The organism is Billgrantia montanilacus, from assembly GCF_003336675.1.
GTDB lineage: Bacteria > Pseudomonadota > Gammaproteobacteria > Pseudomonadales > Halomonadaceae > Halomonas > Halomonas montanilacus.
Genome location: NZ_QPII01000014.1, coordinates 106,313 through 124,182 on the forward strand (window position 1 = coordinate 106,313; position 17,870 = coordinate 124,182).

13 protein-coding genes and 1 pseudogene are annotated in these 17,870 nt (G+C 61.8%); 9 read left to right on the top strand and 5 right to left on the bottom strand.

What is annotated here, in order from left to right; all coding sequences use genetic code 11:
• Positions 1 to 44: 44 nt before the first annotated feature.
• The gene (locus DU505_RS16670) at positions 45 to 3,725 is read right to left on the bottom strand and encodes an EAL domain-containing protein (RefSeq protein ID WP_147273092.1); all 3,681 of its coding nucleotides are present in this window, start codon (positions 3,723 to 3,725) and stop codon (positions 45 to 47) included.
• A gap of 402 nt (positions 3,726 to 4,127) precedes the next feature.
• Between DU505_RS16670 and rpsU the strand changes: the two genes are divergently transcribed.
• From rpsU to rpoD, 3 genes are all read left to right on the top strand, one after another.
• Positions 4,128 to 4,343: a 30S ribosomal protein S21 gene (gene rpsU, locus DU505_RS16675; protein WP_010629611.1), complete on the top strand. Its 216-nt coding sequence runs from the start codon at positions 4,128 to 4,130 to the stop codon at positions 4,341 to 4,343.
• A gap of 145 nt (positions 4,344 to 4,488) precedes the next feature.
• Entirely contained in the window at positions 4,489 to 6,315 is a 1,827-nt protein-coding gene (gene dnaG, locus DU505_RS16680; RefSeq protein ID WP_114480109.1) for a DNA primase, read from the top strand.
• 246 nt (positions 6,316 to 6,561) lie between these two features.
• Positions 6,562 to 8,403, top strand: coding sequence for an RNA polymerase sigma factor RpoD (rpoD, locus tag DU505_RS16685; RefSeq protein ID WP_114480110.1), 1,842 nt, complete (start codon positions 6,562 to 6,564; stop codon positions 8,401 to 8,403).
• Positions 8,404 to 8,532: 129 nt separating this feature from the next.
• On the opposite strand, the gene DU505_RS16690 is transcribed toward rpoD, so the two are convergent.
• Both DU505_RS16690 and DU505_RS16695 read right to left on the bottom strand, forming a co-directional pair.
• On the bottom strand, positions 8,533 to 9,186 hold the full coding sequence (locus DU505_RS16690) for a hypothetical protein (protein WP_114480111.1): 654 nt from the start codon (positions 9,184 to 9,186) through the stop codon (positions 8,533 to 8,535).
• A gap of 43 nt (positions 9,187 to 9,229) precedes the next feature.
• The gene (locus DU505_RS16695; RefSeq protein WP_114480112.1) at positions 9,230 to 10,180 is read right to left on the bottom strand and encodes a LysR substrate-binding domain-containing protein; all 951 of its coding nucleotides are present in this window, start codon (positions 10,178 to 10,180) and stop codon (positions 9,230 to 9,232) included.
• A gap of 175 nt (positions 10,181 to 10,355) precedes the next feature.
• Here DU505_RS16695 and DU505_RS16700 point away from each other — a divergent pair, with 175 nt between their 5' ends.
• The 6 genes from DU505_RS16700 (at position 10,356) to DU505_RS16725 (ending at position 16,837) form a co-directional block, all read left to right on the top strand.
• A complete protein-coding gene (locus DU505_RS16700; protein WP_114480113.1) occupies positions 10,356 to 11,735 on the top strand; it encodes an L-serine ammonia-lyase in 1,380 nt (459 codons plus the stop codon).
• Positions 11,736 to 12,008: 273 nt separating this feature from the next.
• A complete protein-coding gene (locus DU505_RS16705; RefSeq protein WP_114480114.1) occupies positions 12,009 to 12,782 on the top strand; it encodes an ABC transporter ATP-binding protein in 774 nt (257 codons plus the stop codon).
• Entirely contained in the window at positions 12,779 to 13,531 is a 753-nt protein-coding gene (locus tag DU505_RS16710) for an ABC transporter ATP-binding protein (protein WP_245948013.1), read from the top strand. Before DU505_RS16705 ends, DU505_RS16710 begins: the two co-directional genes overlap by 4 nt.
• A gap of 144 nt (positions 13,532 to 13,675) precedes the next feature.
• On the top strand, positions 13,676 to 14,899 hold the full coding sequence (locus DU505_RS16715) for an ABC transporter substrate-binding protein (protein ID WP_114480115.1): 1,224 nt from the start codon (positions 13,676 to 13,678) through the stop codon (positions 14,897 to 14,899).
• A gap of 62 nt (positions 14,900 to 14,961) precedes the next feature.
• Positions 14,962 to 15,849 carry a branched-chain amino acid ABC transporter permease gene (locus DU505_RS16720; RefSeq protein WP_114480116.1) on the top strand — a complete coding sequence of 296 codons (888 nt, stop codon included), beginning with the start codon at positions 14,962 to 14,964 and terminating at the stop codon, positions 15,847 to 15,849.
• A 4-nt stretch (positions 15,850 to 15,853) separates the two neighbouring features.
• A complete protein-coding gene (locus tag DU505_RS16725) occupies positions 15,854 to 16,837 on the top strand; it encodes a branched-chain amino acid ABC transporter permease (protein ID WP_114480117.1) in 984 nt (327 codons plus the stop codon).
• Positions 16,838 to 16,931: 94 nt separating this feature from the next.
• On the opposite strand, the gene gfa is transcribed toward DU505_RS16725, so the two are convergent.
• A complete protein-coding gene (gene gfa, locus DU505_RS16730; RefSeq protein WP_245948015.1) occupies positions 16,932 to 17,639 on the bottom strand; it encodes an S-(hydroxymethyl)glutathione synthase in 708 nt (235 codons plus the stop codon).
• Between the two features lie 67 nt (positions 17,640 to 17,706).
• Positions 17,707 to 17,870, bottom strand: a pseudogene (locus tag DU505_RS22930) (S-(hydroxymethyl)glutathione dehydrogenase); the annotation flags it as partial.

Consider the following 17,870-nt stretch of genomic DNA (forward strand, 5'->3'; position numbering starts at 1 on the left):
CGGCCGATGTAGCGCGCGGGGGGCGTCTGTTCGGGGCCATGGCTTCAGGGGCAGGTATCGAGGGAAGCGTCATGGCTTGCTGCGGTGACTGCGTCCTGTGAGAAGGCCGCCTGCACCAGAGCGATCAGTTCTTCGTCCCGGCAATCGCTGGGCAGCCAGCCCTGGAGCAGGCCGCTTTTGACGAGCTCGGTGGCCTGGGCGGTGTCCTCCGGAGCGGCAAGGGCGAGGCAGGCGACTTCGGGATAGAGGGCTCGAATGCGCTTGAAGAGCTCCAGGCCTGGCATCTCCGGCGGGTGCAGGCCACCGACCACCACGCGAATGCCGTGCAGGGCGAGCAGGTCGAAGGCTTCATCGATATGTGTGGCGTTCACTGGGTGGTAGCCGGCCTTTTGTAGCGGAGTACACAGCGCGGCAAGTGCATTTGCATCGGTATCCATCAGCAGCAGCGAGCGGTCGTCGGCCGAATTGCTGTCGGGCAACGTCATGCGTCGCCGTTCCCTCAACAGGGTCTCCAGCTCCCTCGCCGGCAGCGGGCGACTGAACAGATAGCCCTGCAGTTGGTCGCAGCAATGGCGGCGCAGGGTGGCGGCCTGGGCTTGGGTTTCCACCCCTTCAGCCACCACCTGAAGGCGTAGCCCGCGCCCCATCGCGATGATGGTCTGGGCGATGGAGGCCTCATCCGGTGAGGTGGTGATGTTGGTAATGAAGCTGCGGTCGATCTTCAGCGTATCGAAGGGGAAGCGGCGCAGGTAGGCCAGGCTGGAATAGCCGGTTCCGAAGTCGTCCACGGCTAGGCGCACGCCGAGGGACTTGAGTTCGTTCAGGACTCTGATGGTTTCCTCGGGGCGCTCCATGACCGCACTTTCGGTCAGCTCCAGCTCCAGCAGTTCGGGGGAGAAGCCTGTTTCGGCCAGGATCCTGCCGACCGAGGCGGCCAGGTCCACCTGCTGTAGCTGGCGGGTCGAAAGGTTGACCGCCATATTCAGCGGGCCAAGTCCCTGGAGCTGCCAGGCCTGACCCTGCAGGCAGGCCTGGCGCAGGGCCCACTCACCCAAGGGCTGGATCAGGCCGGTATCCTCAGCGATCGGGATGAAGGTCATGGGCGAAACGTTGCCTTCGCTGGGGTGGTGCCAGCGGGCCAGGGCCTCCATGCCGACTACCTCGCCAGTGGCCAGGTCCACCTTGGGCTGGTAGTGCAGCTCAAGGGCGTTGTCCTCGAGCGCACGGCGCAGGTCCTGCTCGAGTGCCAGGCGCTGCTGGGCCGCCGCATTAAGGTCTTCGGTGAAGAAGCGATAGGTATTCTTCCCTTCCCGCGCCGCCAGATGCTGGGCCGTGGTGGCGTTGCCAAGGAGGGATTCGAGATCCTGGCCGTCCTGTGGTAGCACGCTGATGCCAGCATGCATGCTGATGCGCAGATCATGGCCTTCGATGGTCAGCGGGCGAAAAACCGTGTCGATCATCCGCTGGGCAACGGCGGCGATGCCGTGGGAATCAGGCGCGTCGGACAGGATGACGACGAATTCATCTCCCGCATAGCGAGCCACCATATCCTGCTGTCGAGCGCATTCCGACAACCGCTGGCCAACAGCCTGCAACACCTTGTCGCCAACGCGATGGCCCAGGCTGTCATTAAGCAGGTGGAAGCGGCTGATATCCAGCGACAGGAGGGCAACCTTTTTGCCTCGCTGCAGGGCTTGGCTTGCCAGCGTATCGAATTGCTGCGCCAGCAGGGTGCGGTTGGGCAGGTCCGTCAGGCTGTCATAAAAGGCCAGATGGTTTATCTGTTCCTCCATCCGCTTGCGTTCGCTGATGTCGTACTGGATGCCAACGAAGTGGGTGATAATGCCGTGGCGGTTGCGAACCGGACTGATGGAGGTCAGCTCCCAATAGGGTTCTCCATCCTTGCGCTGGCTCAGCACTTCCCCCTCCCACACCTTGCCTTGCTGTAGTGTCCTGCGCAGGTTCCGGTATTGGCTGCGCGGGAGGCGCCCAGGCTCGAGCAGGTGAATGCGCTTGCCCTTGATCTCTTCGGGTGCGTAGCCGGTGGTGCGTGTGAACTGGGGGTTGACGTATTCGGTAATGCCATTGGCATCGGTGATGACGATAGAGCTGACGCTTTGATCGATGGCCTGATTGAGCTTCTTTAGCTCCTGCTCTGCATGAATACGTTCAGTGACGTCCCTGCTATTGGCGACATAGTGGGTAATCTCGCCGCCCTGGTCGAGCAGCGGAGAAACGGCGATCTCTTCATAGTACGTCTTGCCGTTGGCACCCAGGTTGAGCAGCGTGGCACGGAAGGTGTCGCCTTTCTCCAGGGCATCACGCAAGTTCTGATACAGCTCGGGTGAGTTGCGCTCATGGCTTTTGAAAATTCGCGCATTCATGCCGATGATGTCTTCTCGCTGGTATCCACGCAGCTGCTCAAACGCCTTGTTGACGTATTCAATTTCCCGCTGCCGGTTGGTGATGATGACCGAATCGGCACTCTGCTCGACGGCGTGGGAGAGTTTGCGCAGCTCTGCCTCCGTCGCTTCACGTCGTTCGATGTCATCGACAAGGTTAGCGCGAAGGGACTCGAAGGCCTGCGCTAGGCTGCCAATTTCATCACGGTTAAACGCCGGCAACGGCTGTTTCAAGGCGCCAGTGGCGACATGATTCATCGATGTCTCGAGACGCAAAAGTGGTTGAAGGATACGGCGCCTGATAGACCAGACGGCAAAAGCGAAGATGCTCACGGCAGTGAGAATGGAGAAGGCCACCATGGCCACGGAGAGCATGACGCCGTCACGCAACCTGTCGAAGCTGGTTTCGAAATGATCACTTACGGCTTCCGAAAGAGTCAGCACAGATCCGATGCCTGCCGTGGCTTGCTGGTACCACTCGGCTGCACTGACCGGATAGGCGGCTCGATCATTGTCGGCTTCATAGACTGCAAGGCGCAGAGCCTGGTACTCATCGAGAAAGTGGGCGTCCAGCTCAGCTCTTGCCTTTGTCAGGGCAGGCATGTCAGGCAGTTGCTGGATCAGGGTCTCGACTCGGGCAAGCGAGGCTTCGACGATGTCGCGATAGCGCTGTAGTGTCGCTCGTTCGGGTTCACTCAGGGGGCTCTGCTGGGCAATGGCCGAGCCGATGATTGCCCGTTCTCGCCCGGCATGCTCGCTGACATTGAACAGGGCATCCTTGATCAGCGGATTGGTGGTGTAGGAGTAGATATTGTCCGGCATGGGGTGAGCGGTGGCATCACGCAGCTCTGACAGGACATCGATATAGCGTGTTGCCAGACCGATCCATTGGCTTTCATCGATCTCTGCGGCCTCGCTGGTGATACGCTGGTCGACCTTCTGGCGCGCGGTTGCCATTGTGTCGTGGTTCTGGGTGAGTTGGTGCAGGCCGCGGCGGAGGGGGTGAGTGTCGTCGATTCGAGAAAGGCTCGGCAGCTCTGAGGCGGAGTCCAGGATGGAACGATAGAGTGCATCGACATCGTGTCGTTGCCGGGCCATCTCGTACATCATGTCCGGGCTGGCCTGGGCCGGGTGAGAAAGGATGGCGGCGGTGATTCCGCGCTCCATGGCCATGACACCGCTCGCGCGAAGGGAAAGGTCTGCCACTCGATTGCTCTGGTGGACCCACTGCGCGGCGTTTAGCTTGGCCCGGATCTCACGGATTTCCCAGCTCGAGCCCAGCAGGATCAGCATTCCCATCAGGGTCAGCAAGGAAATTAGCAAGTTGCGAATGCTCACCGGTCGCACCACGCAATAGCTCCGCCCCACCCTTTGTCACATGTCATGCTCGTTCCCGTGCTAAAAATTGTTAAAATATTTAACACATGCGTAATGGAACGCTACCCCGGCAGGCGGAGAGAGGGCAAGCCAAAATGCCAGCGCAGTGCAGGGCGTCAAGGGTTAGTCGACTTTCGCCCCCAAGCGTTTGCAAAGACCCGGTCTGACGTCTAGAATACTGTGCGCTGTAGGACTGGGTCGTGCATCCAGCAGGGGATCTTCCGCTTTCTCATGCAGTCTGGGCATCGGTGGCTTGCTGCCGGCCGAGGTTCCGTGATGACGGGAGTGGTCCGAAGGGGGTGTGCGTACAAACCGAACTCAAGAAATTTTAAGGTAGGTGAGTGCTTAATGCCTTCTGTAAAAGTACGTGATAATGAGCCGTTTGACGTAGCGCTGCGTCGTTTCAAGCGTTCCTGCGAAAAAGCCGGCATTCTGTCCGAGGTTCGCCGTCGCGAGCACTACGAGAAGCCGACTGCAGAGCGCAAGCGCAAGGCAGCCGCCGCGGTGAAGCGTCACGCCAAGAAGCTCCAGCGTGAGCGGAAGCGTTTCGAAAGGCTCTATTGATCCGTACGATGGGGTAGTCGACGCGTTCTGCATCGGCTGTTCCGGAAGGATGACCAAGCGGCCGCCGGCGGGTGGCCGTTTGTTTTTCCGCTGAGCCCGCCACGCCCTTGATCCGCCTGTCCAGTCTGGAGGAGGCGATACCCGCATGGCCGGTCAGATACCGCAGCGTTTCATCGATGACCTGCTGGCTCGCGTCGACGTGGTCGAAGTGGTGGGTGAGCGGGTGCAGCTGAAGAAGGCCGGGCGCAATCATGCCGGGCTTTGCCCGTTTCATCAGGAAAAGACGCCGTCGTTCACCGTCAGCGCCGACAAGCAGTTCTACCACTGTTTCGGCTGCGGCGCCCACGGCAACGCCCTGCGATTCCTGATGGAGTACGACAACCTGCCATTCCCCGAGGCCGTCGAGCAGCTGGCCTCCCGGCTTGGCCTGGAAGTACCGCGGGAAGGAGCCGACGACCCCCGTGCCCAGGCACGGGAGCGCAAGCGCCAGGAGGGCGTCAACCTGCTGGAGCTGTCGGCAAGCTTCTTTCGGGAGCGCCTCAAGATGCCGGAAGGGCAGGGTGCTCGCCACTATCTTGCAGAGCGCGGGCTTTCGCCCGAGATCCAGGCCGCATTCGGTATCGGGTATGCGCCGGACGAGTGGGAGTCTCTCAAGCGCCATCTGTCGGCGCGAGACATTCCCGAGGCCGTTCAGATCGAGTACGGGCTGCTGGTTCACCGCGAAGAGAGTGGGCGAACCTACGATCGCTTCCGCGATCGGGTGATATTCCCGATTCGCGACGTTCGTGGCCGAACCATCGCCTTCGGCGGGCGGGTGCTGGGCGATGCCAAGCCCAAGTACTTGAACTCGCCCGAAACACCGGTGTTTCACAAGGGGCGCGAGCTCTACGGGCTGTTCGAGGCACGCCAGGCCAACACTCGGCTGGAGCGGTTGGTGATCGTCGAAGGCTACATGGACGTAGTGGCCCTGGCCCAGTTTGGAATTCGCAATGCGGTGGCTACCCTGGGCACCTCGACCAGCGAAGATCATCTGTCGCGCCTGTTCCGCATGGTCGACGAGGTGGTGTTCTGCTTCGACGGGGACCGGGCCGGCCGCCAGGCGGCCAGCCGGGCGTTGGAAGTCGTCTTGCCGCTGATGATCGATGGTCGGCAGGCGCGATTCCTGTTCCTGCCCGAGGGGGAGGATCCGGATACCCTGGTGCGGCGCGAGGGGGCAGAGGCCTTTGTCGACCGAATCACCTGTGCCAGCCCGCTGTCGGAGTTTCTTTTCGACCAGGCGGCCCGGGGACGTGATCTGGCCCGCATCGAGGACCGCGAGCGCTATGCCAGCCAGGTGCTGGCGGCCATCGGCGAACTGCCGGAGGGTCTGCTGAAATCGCTGATGCTCAATGAGCTATCGCGGCGTACCGGTGTCGAACGATCACGCTTCGAGACGTTGATGGCGCGGTACGGAAGTGGTGTGGGCCACTCTGCCGAGGCGGAAGTCGCCCCCGCTTCGGCGGCATCGACGGCCGTGAAGGAGGCGGGTGTTGCGGCGCGTTCCGACCGGGTGTCGGTGGGACTGGTGGGGCGAATACTTCAGTTGTTGGTGCATGAGCCGATATTGGTAGAGCGGCTGCCCGACGCGGAAGACTGGTACCCCGAGGGGGATCCGGATGTCCCGCTTTGCCGCGAGGTGGTGCGCCTGTTGCGTGCGGGTCGCTATCGCAGCGGGCAGGTGTTGCTGGCGCACTTTCACGGCAGCGACCAGGGTCAGCGGCTGGCGGCGCTAGTGAAGCGCGAGATGCTCATTCCTCGTGACGCCCGAGCCCAGGAGCTCGATGGCCTGGTTGAGCATTTTCGCCGGCGCCAGATGCGGCCATCGTGCCAGGAACAGATCGATGCGCTGCTGGCAAAGCAGCGTTCGGGAGAACGGCTTTCGCCTGAGGAGCGGCAGCGGCTCATGGCGCTGTTGGCCGAGCTGGGAAGCTGAAATGCAAGTGCCTGGATGGCGAAGGGTGTTGGGGAGGGGTTGAATTCTTTTCTACCATCACCACATAGGGAGCATGGATTCGGCCCCCGCGACAGCACAACCGGATAAATTAACACACCTGAGTGACCGAGCAAATGGGTCGAGCTGGCGGAAAGGCGTGATTAACCGCTATACTATTCGGCTTCATGAGTTTTCTCCACCCAGCGCTTCAGGTGCTTCATTCTTCTTCGTCGAGATAGGGTTTCTATGGCTGGAAATGCGCAGCAGCAGTCACGTCTGAAGGAGTTGATCGCGCGCGGCAAGGAACAGGGTTACCTGACCTATGCCGAGGTCAACGACCACCTTCCCGAAGATATCGCCGATCCCGATCAGGTGGAAGATATCATCGGCATGATCAATGACATGGGCATCAGTGTCGTCGAGGAAGCCCCCGATGAAGATACCCTGATGATGTCTGATCACTCCACCGACGAGTCGGCGGCCGAAGAGGCAGTGGCCGCGCTGGCCGCGGTGGAGAGCGACGTAGGACGGACCACCGATCCGGTGCGCATGTACATGCGTGAAATGGGCACCGTCGAACTGCTGACCCGTGAAGGCGAAATCGAAATCGCCAAACGCATCGAGGAGGGCACTCGAGAAGTCATGTCGGCGTTGGCCTGGCTGCCCGGTGCCGTGGAATCGATTCTCGACGCCTATGACGCGACTCAGGATGAGGAAGCGCCCGGCCGGCTGTCGGACCTGTTCTCCGGCTTCATCGATCCCGATGAGGGGATTCCTGGTGTCGCCGAGGCCGAAGTGCCCGAAGAGGAACCGAGGGACGAAGAGGCGAGCGAAGACGACGACGAGGATGGCGAGGCCGAGGAAGAGACCACCGGTGGTCCCGACCCCGAGGAAGCCAAGGCGCGCTTCGAGCAGATTCGCCAGCAGAACGAGCTGGTGCGTGCCGCCATCGAGGCGCACGGCCGTCACTCTCCAGAAGCCCGGGTCGAAATGAATCGGCTGGCCGAGCTGTTCTCGCCGATCAAGCTGGTGCCGAAGCACTTCGAGCGCCTGGTCAATCAGGTGCGGATCAGCGTCGAACAGGTGAGGGCCCAGGAAAAGGCGGTCATGCAGCTGTTCGTCAAAAAGGCGCGGGTACCGCGCAAGACGTTCATCAAGGCATTTCCGGGCAACGAGTCGCGCCAGGACTGGCTCGACGACTTCATCGGCAACCACGGCAAGTATGCCGACCGTCTCGAGGCCATGCGTGGTGACATTCAGCGCTCACAGCGCCGAATCGCCTTCGAGGAGGACATGGTCCAGCTGGCGGTGCCCGAGCTCAAGGAGATCAATCGCCGGCTCTCCATCGGCGAGGCCAAGGCGCGCCGGGCCAAGAAGGAGATGGTCGAGGCCAACCTGCGCCTGGTCATCTCGATCGCCAAGAAGTACACCAACCGTGGGCTGCAGTTCCTGGATCTGATCCAGGAGGGCAACATCGGCCTGATGAAGGCGGTGGACAAGTTCGAGTACCGGCGCGGCTACAAGTTTTCCACCTACGCCACCTGGTGGATTCGCCAGGCGATCACTCGCTCCATCGCCGATCAGGCGCGCACCATTCGTATCCCGGTGCACATGATCGAGACCATCAACAAGCTCAACCGCGTGTCGCGGCAGATGCTCCAGGAGATGGGGCGCGAGCCCACACCCGAGGAGCTCGGCGAGCGTCTCGAGATGCCCGAGGATAAGGTGCGCAAGGTGCTCAAGATCGCCAAGGAGCCGATCTCCATGGAGACGCCCATCGGTGATGACGACGACTCGCACCTCGGCGATTTCATCGAGGACGGCACCATGCTGCTGCCGGTCGACCTGGCCACCGGTGAAGGCCTGATCGAGGCGACTCGTAACGTCCTGGGTGGGCTTACCGCGCGTGAGGCCAAGGTGCTGCGCATGCGTTTCGGCATCGACATGAATACCGACCATACCCTCGAGGAGGTCGGCAAGCAGTTCGATGTCACCCGTGAGCGGATCCGCCAGATCGAGGCCAAGGCATTGCGCAAGCTGCGTCACCCGAGTCGCTCGGAACCGCTGCGCTCGTTCCTCGACGAATAAATCGCCTCCTCACCGGTTGGCAATGATCGGTTTTCAATGGGTCTGTAACGACAACGCCCGCTGCCTTGGCAGCGGGCGTTGTCGTTGGAATGTCCCCATACCTTGCGGGGTACACGCCAGGGCGTTCGTTCAGTCTCTTCGTGCGCTGTGCCAGCGTCGCGCCAGCAGGGCAAGCTCGATCACGGCGATCATGATCAGTGCATAGCCCAGCAGCTCCACCGTCTCTTCGGCGGCGTCCTTGAAGGTGCGCAAGTATCTCTCCTGGAGGACTGCTTCCCAGAAGGCGCTGCGTCCATAGAGTCGCGAGAAGACATAGGTCGTCAGCACGCCGGCGGCGAACAGGCCGAACGAGAAGCTGTTGGCATAGCCGGCGAACTCCTCGGCAAAGCGTTCGCGATGGCGAATGACCCAGTACAGGATAGGGACGATAACCAGCGTGACCAGCACCTTCCAGGTGTGCTCGGCCACCCACAGGTCCAGCCAGTAATCCTGCTCGCGGATCAGTGAGCTGAACACGAAGGCAAACATCAGTAGTGACACGTTGGGCATCGTCCTCAGCACCTGGCGCGTGTAGAGCAGCAGCGCCGATGCGGTGGCCAGCAGTGCGCTCTGGGCCAGCTCGATAAAGCCCTGCTCCGAGAAGCGGATCTCGTGAAAGTGGAGGGCCTCATAGTAGGCGCCCTGGGCCAGGGCGGCGATGAGCAGTACATAGAGGGTGGCGCGGACACAGGTGGCGCGAAAGCCGATTGGCCAGGGGTGGGCGGGCGGTGAGTCATCGGGCATCGGGAAGATCCGGGGCAGTGGTCAGCGCGTCATTCTATCGTCATCATTTCGCGCTGCCTACGCGCGGTTCGCCATCGGGGATTACCCGGTTTGCCTCCTCCACGATCCAGTCGTGAACCGCGGCCACTCGGCGGTCGTCCAGCGCGCCGCTGGTGTGCACAATTCCGTAGCGCTTGCCGGTAGGAATTCGTTGGGGAAAGGGCGCGATCAAGGCGCCCGTGCTGAGCTCATTGGTGAGCAGCGCCTGGCGGGCGATGGCGACACCCATGCCGGCAACCGCCGCCTCCATGGTCAAACGATGTCGATTGAAGGTATAGCCGCGGCGAGCATTGAGTGGGGGCGCATCCACCGCTTCAAGGTAGTGTTCCCATTCGGCGTATGGGTGCCCGCCACGCCAGGCGGTGACGTCATGCAGTAGTGGGTACCAGGCCAGCTCCTCGGGGCGCGACAGGGATGGCCGGTGCCGCAACAGGGACGGCGCGCAGACCGGGAAGATCACCTCCTCCATCAGCGGCGTGATGGCCAGGCCAGGGTAGTGGCCGTCATTGAGGTCGATGGCCAGGTCGAACTCCCCCTCGCGCAGCGACAAGCTGCTGTCCTCGGCGATGATCTGCAGCTCGATGTCGGGAAAGCGCGCCTGCAGTCGCGGCAGTCGCGGCATCAGCCACTTGCTGAGGAAGGCGGGTACGCTGCGTACCCGAATGATGCCGCTCATCACGCCGCTGCGCAGGCGCTTCACTTCGAGGCCGACCGACTGGTAGGCCTCTTCCACCACATCGGCCAGTCGGCGTCCCTCCTCGGTCAGCTCCAGACGACGCGGCAGGCGACGGAACAACTTGAACCCCAGACGCTCTTCCAGCTGCTTGATCTGCTGGCTGACCGCCCCGGTGGTCACGTGCAGCTCCTCGGCGGCGCGAGTGAAGGAGAGGTGGCGGGCGCTGATGGCGAACACCTTTAGCCAGGCGTGAGTCTGAGCATGGAGTAGGCGGCTCATGATTTAGGCATTCTATACTCAGTAGGGAGATATTCTCGTTTGTTCGAGGGTGTCTTCAGCCCCACCATAGAGTCCAACGTGTTTGGATGGCAATAGTGTTTAGTGAGGCTCATCCATTCTTGACTGCTTCGGAACGGATACGATCGGCAGCCGCCGACCAGGATAAGGTGATTACATGGCAATCAGTGTCTTCGATCTGTTCAAGATCGGCATAGGCCCCTCCAGCTCCCACACCGTTGGTCCGATGCGCGCCGCCTTCGACTTCGTCCAGGCGCTGCGCGAGCAGGACATGCTGGAGCGGGTTGCGCGAATCGAGGTACGACTGTTCGGCTCGCTCTGCGCCACCGGCAAGGGCCATGGCACCGACAGGGCGGTGATCATGGGCCTGATGGGGGAGCGCCCCGACCAGATCGATCCGTCCATCGTCGGCCCCTGTCTCGAGGAGCTCTTCGAGTCCAATACGCTACAGCTCGACGGCCGTTTGTCGATCCCCTTTCTCTGGGCCCGTGACATGCAGTGGCACGAGGAGTGTCTGCGCTATCACCCCAATGCCATGACCCTGGTAGCTCATAGCCATGGCGACGAGTTATGGCGCAACACCTATTATTCCGTGGGTGGCGGCTTCGTGGTCGACGAGGCCCAGGCCGCTTGCGGCAAACTGGACGCCGATAACACGACGCTACCCTACGACTTCAACTCCGCCGCCGAACTCATGGCGCTATGCCGCATGCACGACCTGCGCATCAGCGAACTGATGATGGAGAACGAGAAGGCCTGGCGCAGCGAGGCGGAAGTGCGCGCCGGGCTCTGGGAAGTGTGGGAGGCGATGCAGGCCTGCGTCGAGACCGGCTTGAATAACGAGGGGGTGCTGCCCGGTGGACTCAATGTACGCCGCCGTGCCGCGACGCTGCATCGCCACCTGCTGGCGGCGGAAGATGACGCCTGCGTGATTGCCTCGACGTTTTCGGCCATGGACTGGGTCAATGTCTTCGCCCTGGCGGTCAACGAGGAGAATGCCGCCGGTGGGCGCATGGTCACTGCCCCAACCAACGGCGCGGCGGGCATCATCCCTGCAGTGCTGCACTACTATATGAAATTCAAGGCCGGTGCCAGCGAGCGGGACGTGGTTGACTTCCTGCTCGCCGCCGGCGCCGTAGGGATGCTGTGCAAGAAGAACGCTTCCATCTCTGGCGCCGAGGTTGGCTGTCAGGGCGAGGTGGGGTCGGCCTGTGCCATGGCGGCTGCCGGTCTTGCCGAGGTCATGGGGGGCAGCGTGGCCCAGGTGGAGAACGCGGCCGAGATCGGCCTGGAACACAATCTAGGACTGACCTGCGACCCGGTGGGTGGCCTGGTCCAGGTTCCGTGCATTGAGCGCAACGCCATCGCTTCGGTCAAGGCGATCAATGCAGCGCAGATGGCCCTACGAGGAGATGGTGAGCACTTCATCTCACTGGATAAGGTGATCCGTACCATGCGCGACACCGGCCGCGACATGCAGGAAAAGTACAAGGAGACATCCCGTGGCGGGCTGGCGGTCAACGCCATTGAGTGCTAAACGATAAAGACGCTTTCGTATCAACTGTCTATGCTGATCCTACGCGATGCCCTCTGCGGCATCGCGTTTTTGTTTGCAAGCTATTGAAGTCTCGGCCATCTACTCCATTGGTCGAGTTCGACGTTTCAGGAGTTGCCCTGCGGGTATCTCTCCTCTAGCTTACGTTAACGTAAAGGTTAGAAAGTCCCAGGCTGGACCATCGCAGCCACTGCTTTCATGACAAAGACAACAAATCAGCGCGTATCGCCAGCGGCGATCCAGAGAGGACGTCACATGACCCAGGAGTTCATACTGGAGACTCGCGGGTTGACCAAGCAGTTTCGCGGCTTTACCGCCGTGGACGATGTCAACCTGCAGGTCCGGGAAGGACATATCCACGCCTTGATCGGTCCCAATGGCGCCGGCAAGACGACCGTCTTCAACCTCCTCACCAAGTTCCTGCCGCCGACCCGAGGCGAGATTCTCTATCGTGACAAGTCGATCACGAAGATGAAGGCCAACGAGATCGCCCGGCTCGGCCTCGTGCGCTCCTTCCAGATATCGGCGGTGTTCGCCCACATGACCGCGCTCGAGAACGTCCGCGTGGCCCTGCAGCGGCCAATCGGCACCTCGTTTCACTTCTGGAAGTCCGAACGCACCCTCGATCATCTCAACGATCGCGCCATGGACTTGCTTGATCAGGTTGGGCTTGCCGAATACGCCGATGTGCTCACCGTGGAGATGCCCTATGGCCGCAAGCGGGCGCTTGAAGTGGCAACCACAATGGCCATGGACCCGACCCTGATGTTGCTCGACGAGCCCACTCAGGGCATGGGGGCCGAGGACGTCGACCGCATCGTTGAACTGATTCGTCAGGTTGCCAAGGGCCGTACCGTGCTGATGGTCGAGCACAATCTCAGCGTAGTGAGCCGGCTGTGCGACCGGATCACCGTACTGGCCCGCGGCGCGGTGCTTGCTGAAGGCGATTACACTGAGGTTTCAGCCAATCCGCTGGTCAAGGAAGCCTACATGGGCACCGAGGTAGAGGAAGAGGAGGCCAGCGCATGAACCAGCTAGCCGAGCAGCCCGGCAAGACACAGCACCGGGAACATGCCGATGCCGCGATGTTGCGGGTCAGCGACCTGCATGCCTTCTATGGGGAGTCGCACATCCTTCACGGTGTCGATTTCGACGTGAAGCGCGGCGAACTGGTCACCCTTCTCGGTCGTAACGGGGCGGGGAGAAGCACCACCCTCAAGGCGATCATGAACATGGTTGGCCGGCGTACCGGCTCGATCATGATCAACGGCACCGAGACTCTCGACATGAAGCCGCACCGCATCCCACGGCTGGGTGTGGGCTACTGCCCGGAAGAGCGCGGCATCTTCGCCAGCCTCGATGTCGAGGAGAACCTGCTGCTGCCGCCCACGGTACGCTCCGGCGGGATGAGTCTCGACGAAATCTACGAGATGTTTCCCAACCTCTACGAGCGTCGCCGCAGCCAGGGCACTCGCCTTTCCGGCGGTGAGCAGCAGATGCTGGCCATGGCACGCATCCTGCGTACCGGTGCCCGCATGCTGCTGCTCGATGAAATTACCGAAGGCCTGGCGCCGGTCATCGTGCAGACGCTGGGCGAGGTGCTGGTCAAGCTCAGGGATCGGGGCATGACCATCGTGCTGGTGGAGCAGAATTTCCGCTTCGCCGCACCGCTTGCCGATCGCCACTACGTGATGGAGCACGGGCGAATCATCGAGGAGATCTCGGCGGCCGAGCTGCCTTCGAAGCGTGATCACCTCCATACCCTGCTGGGAGTCTGAGCCCCCGAGCTCAGCCGCCGGCTCAACACAATGATAACTGTCGTCAACAACCGGAGCAGCGACGCCTGCAGCTGCAGCGTTCGCCACAACAAGCCACAACAGGCCACAACAACAAGCAGTCCCGATGGGACTACGGAGACGTAAATGACTTTCATCAAGAAGACCCTCGCCAGCAGCATTGCCATTGCCGCCGCCACCGCACTGGCAGCAACCACCGCCCAGGCCGAAATCAGCGACGGGGAAGTGCGCATCGGCTATCTGGCCGACATGTCCGGCACCTACCGTGACCTGGCCGGGCCGGGCGGACTGGAAGCCCTGCGCATGGCCGTCGAGGATTTCGGAGGCAGCGTCAACGGGGCGCCGATCGAAATCTTCAGCGCCGATGACCGCAACAGTGCAGACGTGGGTGCGAATACCGTGCGCGAATGGGTCGATACCCGCAACGTCGATATGGTCGCCGGCATGGTGGCGTCTTCCGTGACCATTGCGGTTACCAATGTGCTCAAGGAGAACGACAAGCTGGGCATCGTATCTGGCTCGGCGGCATCGAGTATCACCAACGAGCACTGCTCTCCCAACCATATCCACTGGGTGTATGACACCTATCCGCTGGCCAACGGCACCGCGTGGGCAGTGGTCCAGCAGGGCGGCGACACCTGGTTCATGCTGACCGCCGACTATGCCTTCGGTCACGCACTTGAAGGCGACGTGACGCGGGTGGTAGAGGAGAGCGGCGGTGAAGTGGTCGGCGGCGTGCGTCACCCGTTCCCGACTGACGACTTCTCCTCTTATATCCTCCAGGCCCAGGGATCGGGCGCCAAGGTCATCGGCCTGGCAAATGCCGGTGCCGATACTGTCAATGCCATTAACACTGCCAGTCAGTTCGGCGTGGTGGAAGCGGGCCAGCAGCTAGCCGGCCTGCTGGTCTTCCTGAATGATGTCCATGCCATGGGTCTCGAGACCACACAGGGACTGCTGCTCACGACTGGCTGGTACTGGGATATGGATGAGGAGGCCCGTGCGTGGGCCGAGCGCTACTACGAGCGTATGGAACGCATGCCGACCATGGTCCAGGCGGGTGTCTACTCAAGCACCATGCACTACCTGCAAGCGGTCGAGGCGACCGGGAGCGACGACACGGCCACCGTGCGCAAGTACATGATGGAGCAGCCTATCAATGACTTCTTCGCCCGCAACGGCCGTCTGCGCGAGGATGGCCGGATGGTTCACGACATGTACCTGGCCCAGGTGAAGTCGCCGGCCGACTCCACCGGCGAGTGGGACCTCTATGAGATCCTCGCCACCATTCCTGCCGAAGAAGCCTACCGTCCGCTGTCCGAAAGCCAGTGCAATCTGGTCCAGAACTGAGCGGTGCAAGACACGGCGGCGGCCCCTGGCCGCCGTCCCTCTGACGGCGAGGAGAACCTAACATGATGATGATATTCGGGGTGCCGTTGGCGGTGTTCATGGGCCAGCTGATGCTGGGCCTGATCAACGGTGCCTTTTATGCCTTGCTGAGCCTGGGCCTGGCGGTGATCTTCGGCCTGCTGAAGATCGTCAACTTCGCCCACGGGGCGATGTACATGCTGGGTGCCTTCGCCACCCTGCTGGGCATGCGCTACCTGGGTATCAACTACTGGGCGGCGCTGCTATTGGCACCACTGGTGGTGGGGCTGTTCGGTATGGTGATAGAGCGACTGATGCTGCGGCGTATCGGCCACCTGGATCACCTCTATGGCCTGCTTTTGACCTTCGGCCTCGCTCTTATCTTTGAAGGCACGCTGGTCAATTTCTTCGGCGTGTCGGGCGCGCGATATCCGACTCCGGAAGCTCTGCAGGGCGGCTTCCAGACGGGCTTCATGTTCCTGCCCGTCTATCGTGCCTGGGTGCTGCTGGCAGCGCTGGTCGTCTGCCTGGGGACCTGGTTCATCATCGAGCGTACGCGGCTTGGTGCCTACCTGCGGGCCGGGACCGAAAACCCTGCGTTGATGCAGTCGTTCGGCGTCAACGTACCGCTGCTTATCACCCTGACCTACGGCTTCGGCGTGGCACTGGCTGCCTTCGCCGGCGTATTGGCGGCACCGCTCTATCCGGTATCGCCGACCATGGGCTCCAATCTGCTGATCGTGGTCTTTGCCGTGGTGGTCATCGGGGGCATGGGTTCGATTCTGGGGGCCATCCTGACCGGCCTGGGCATGGGCCTGATCGAGGGCCTGACCAAGGTGTACTATCCCGAGGCAGCCAACACTGTGATCTTCCTGGTCATGATCCTGGTGTTGATGCTCAGACCCGCCGGACTCTTCGGCAAGGAGGCATGACATCATGGCCACGACTCAAACCCTGACCCCCGTCATGGAGCGTCAGCGCCGTGCCAACATGCGCCGCAACGCCTTCTATCTGGTGCTGATAGTAGTGGGCCTGTTGGCACCCTTTGTCGCCTATCCGGTGTTCCTGATGAAGGTGCTGTGCTTTGCGCTGTTCGCCTGCGCCTTCAACCTGTTGCTCGGCTACGCTGGCCTGCTCTCCTTCGGCCATGCCGCCTTCCTGGCCACCGGTGGGTACGTCACCGGCTACCTGCTCTCGAGCTATCCCGGGCTGACACCGGAGCTGGGTATTCTCATCGGCACCGGTGCCGCAGTTGTGCTGGGTGTCGCCTTCGGTGCGCTGGCGATCCGCCGGCAGGGCATCTATTTCGCCATGGTGACACTGGCGCTCGCGCAGCTGATGTTCTTCTTCTACATCCAGGCGCCGTTCACCGGTGGCGAAGATGGCCTTCATGGCGTGCCGCGGGGAGACCTGTTTGGTTTCATCAGCCTGCGCAGCAATCTGGCGATGTACTATTTTGTCTTCGCGATCTTCCTGATCGGCTTTGCCATCGTGCAGCGAGCCGTGCACTCGCCCTTCGGCCAGGTGCTCAAGGCGATTCGCGAGAACGAGCCGCGGGCGTTATCACTGGGCTACAACGTCGATGCCTACAAGCTGCTGGCGTTCGTGATCTCCGCTGGTCTAGCCGGCCTGGCGGGCTCTACCAAGACCATCGTCTTCCAGTTGGCCTCGTTGACCGATGCCCATTGGCACATGTCGGGCGAAGTTATCCTGATGACGCTGCTCGGCGGTGTGGGCACGCTGTTTGGTCCGATCGTCGGCGCCGGTCTGGTTGTCAGCCTGCAGCACGTGCTGGCGCAGTCGCCACTGGGTAACTGGGTGAGTGTTATCCTGGGCCTGATCTTTGTCATCTGCGTACTGAGTTTCCGTAGTGGTATCGTCGGTGAAATCAACAAGATGTATCGCAAGAACTTCAAGTAACGGAGCGGAGTGGGACTGGACACGCCATCGGGCGCCCCGCGGGGCGCCCGATGGCGTGTCAGTCAGTGCTATGTCAGTCAGTGCTTCCGTACGGTCAAAGCACCCCTTTGGCCTTGGCGGTATGGATAGCGATGGCGTCCATGAGCGGCGGTGACAGGCAGTCGTAGGGTGGCAGGCCCAGCTCGTTGAGACGAGCGCGCACGTTGCTCATGTTCTCCGGGTCGGCGCCCGACTCGATGATGGACGAGACGAAGGCGGCAAACTCCGGAGCCGCCCAGCCGGTATCATCGGAGAGCTCGGTGTGAATGAAGTCCAGCCCGTGGAAGGGGTGGTCGGTGTTCTCGATGCGCCCGTACATGTGGACCCCGCAGCCCCTGCAGGCATGGCGCTGGATGGCGGCGGAGGAATCGACCACGTCGAGCTTTTCCTCATGGGCGGTGACGTTGACGTTGTCGCGGGGCACCACGGCCACCATCGAGAAGGTGGCGCCGGCCGGTTTCCAGCACTTGGTACAGCCGCAGACGTGGTTATGGGCGCACTGGGCCTTGACGGCGACTTCAACCCTGTCACTGTCGCAGTGGCAGTGGAGCTTGCCACCGGTGAAGGCGTCACTGCCGGGCTTGACGCCGTCGTCCACGGCGGGATGGATGTGAACGTTGTGATGGCTCATGTTGGCTTGGCTCCCCTGTGTTGTCGTTTTTGCGGGGTTTCTCGCCGCGGGTGGCGGCGTACGGGGCGTGCTCTGTGGCGTGGCGGCGGGCTTGCCGCCGAACCAGCGCTGGATGATGTCCATCAGGCTCATGGTGCCTCCTTGTCCCTTGGACGCGGATCACTCGTTGTTGCGCTTTTCGTGCGGCATCGGGCGCGTGTTAATAGTGAAGCACGGTACGGATGCTCTTGCCGGCATGCAGTAGCTCGAAGGCCTCGTTGATCTGATCGAACGGCAAGTCGTGGGTGATGAAGTCGTCGATGTTGATCTCACCGTTCATGTAACGCTCCACATAGCCGGGCAGCTCGGTACGCCCCTTGACCC

What these genes read in the sequence shown, in the direction of transcription:
- rpsU (WP_010629611.1), top strand. Translation starts at nt 4,128, where the DNA reads ATGCCTTCTGTAAAAGTACGTGATAATGAGCCGTTTGACGTAGCGCTG.
- gfa (WP_245948015.1), bottom strand. Translation starts at nt 17,639, where the DNA reads ATGAGCCTGATGGACATCATCCAGCGCTGGTTCGGCGGCAAGCCCGCC.
- rpoD (WP_114480110.1), top strand. Translation starts at nt 6,562, where the DNA reads ATGGCTGGAAATGCGCAGCAGCAGTCACGTCTGAAGGAGTTGATCGCG.
- dnaG (WP_114480109.1), top strand. Translation starts at nt 4,489, where the DNA reads ATGGCCGGTCAGATACCGCAGCGTTTCATCGATGACCTGCTGGCTCGC.
- DU505_RS16720 (WP_114480116.1), top strand. Translation starts at nt 14,962, where the DNA reads ATGATGATGATATTCGGGGTGCCGTTGGCGGTGTTCATGGGCCAGCTG.
- DU505_RS16690 (WP_114480111.1), bottom strand. Translation starts at nt 9,186, where the DNA reads ATGCCCGATGACTCACCGCCCGCCCACCCCTGGCCAATCGGCTTTCGC.
- DU505_RS16700 (WP_114480113.1), top strand. Translation starts at nt 10,356, where the DNA reads ATGGCAATCAGTGTCTTCGATCTGTTCAAGATCGGCATAGGCCCCTCC.
- DU505_RS16725 (WP_114480117.1), top strand. Translation starts at nt 15,854, where the DNA reads ATGGCCACGACTCAAACCCTGACCCCCGTCATGGAGCGTCAGCGCCGT.
- DU505_RS16715 (WP_114480115.1), top strand. Translation starts at nt 13,676, where the DNA reads ATGACTTTCATCAAGAAGACCCTCGCCAGCAGCATTGCCATTGCCGCC.
- DU505_RS16710 (WP_245948013.1), top strand. Translation starts at nt 12,779, where the DNA reads ATGAACCAGCTAGCCGAGCAGCCCGGCAAGACACAGCACCGGGAACAT.
- DU505_RS16705 (WP_114480114.1), top strand. Translation starts at nt 12,009, where the DNA reads ATGACCCAGGAGTTCATACTGGAGACTCGCGGGTTGACCAAGCAGTTT.
- DU505_RS16695 (WP_114480112.1), bottom strand. Translation starts at nt 10,180, where the DNA reads ATGAGCCGCCTACTCCATGCTCAGACTCACGCCTGGCTAAAGGTGTTC.